General features: G+C 73.9%; 1 protein-coding gene. It reads right to left on the reverse strand.

Annotated elements, in window-relative coordinates; genetic code table 11:
- Positions 1–179: 179 nt before the first annotated feature.
- The gene (gene purD, locus ACFWEP_RS34600; protein WP_387376264.1) at positions 180–1439 is read right to left on the reverse strand and encodes a phosphoribosylamine--glycine ligase; all 1260 of its coding nucleotides are present in this window, start codon (positions 1437–1439) and stop codon (positions 180–182) included.
- Positions 1440–1541: the final 102 nt, after the last annotated feature.

Raw genomic sequence — 1541 nt, forward strand, 5'->3', positions numbered from 1 at the left:
CCGGGTCGGGCGGGTTGGACCTGGTCCCCACAGGCCCGGAGGACCTGGTCCGTACGAGGCCCGGAGAACCTGGTCCGTACGAGGCCCGGAGAACCTGGTCCGTACGAGGCCCGGAGGACCTGGTCCGGACGGGACCATGCGGCCTGCTCCGCACGGGACCATGCGGGGAAAGGCGGGGATCAGGCCCCGGCGTCCTCCGCGGCCTTCCGTGCGATGTCCGTACGGTGCTGGGAGCCGTCGAGCCGGATGCGGCCGAGGGCCGTGTAGGCACGCTCGCGGGCTTTGCCGAGGTCCGGGCCGGTCGCCGTCACCGACAGGACCCGGCCGCCCGCGCTCAGGACCGTACGGCCGTCCGCCTTGGTCCCGGCGTGCAGGACGTACGCGTGCGGGGCGTCCTGGGCCGCCACGTCGGCGAGACCGTCGATCGGGTCGCCGGTGCGGGGGGTGTCCGGATAGTTGTACGAGGCGATGACCACCGTGACGGCGGCGTCCTCGCGCCAGTTCAGCGGCGGCACCTCGTCCAGCGTGCCGTTCGCCGAGGCGAGCAGCAGACCCGCGAGCGGAGTCTTCAGACGGGCCAGGACCACCTGGGTCTCGGGGTCGCCGAAGCGCGCGTTGAACTCGATGACACGCACGCCGCGCGAGGTCAGCGCGAGGCCCGCGTAGAGGAGGCCGGAGAACGGCGTACCGCGTCGGCGCAGCTCGTCGACGGTGGGCTGGAGAACCGTCTCCAGGACCTCGTCGACCAGCTTCGGGTCCGCCCACGGCAGCGGGGAGTAGGCACCCATGCCGCCGGTGTTCGGGCCCTCGTCGCCGTCGAGGGCGCGCTTGAAGTCCTGGGCGGGCTGGAGCGGCACCACGGTGGTGCCGTCGGTGATCGCGAAGAGGCTCACCTCGGGACCGTCGAGGAACTCCTCGATGACGACCCGGTCGCAGGCGAGCGCATGGGCACGGGCGGCCTCGACGTCGTCGGTCACGACGACGCCCTTGCCGGCGGCGAGGCCGTCGTCCTTGACGACGTACGGGGCACCGAAGGCGTCGAGCGCGTGGTCGATCTCGTCGGCGGTGGTGCAGACGTAGCTCCGCGCGGTCGGGACGCCGGCCCCGGCCATCACGTCCTTGGCGAACGCCTTGGACCCTTCGAGCTGCGCCGCCTCACCGGACGGGCCGAAGCAGGGGATGCCGGCGGCGCGCACGGCGTCGGCGACCCCGGCGACAAGCGGCGCCTCCGGGCCGACGACCACCAGCCCGGCACCCAGTTCGGTGGCGAGGCGCGCGACGGCGTCGCCGTCGAGCGCGTCGACCGGGCGCAGTTCGGCCACCTCCGCGATACCGGCATTGCCGGGAGCGCAGTACAGAGCGGTGACCTCGGGGTCGAGGGAAAGAGAGCGGCACAGGGCGTGTTCGCGGGCGCCGCCGCCGATGACGAGGACCTTCACGGGATGCAGCCTAACCGCCGGGGGCGCGGCGCCTCGACGGCCGCCGGTCCGTGGACGGGAGGCTCCGGCGGCCGGGGTGCGCTCCAGACGCCCGGAGGGGCC

It is taken from the genome of Streptomyces sp. NPDC060198 (genome assembly GCF_042728415.1).
GTDB lineage: Bacteria > Actinomycetota > Actinomycetes > Streptomycetales > Streptomycetaceae > Streptomyces.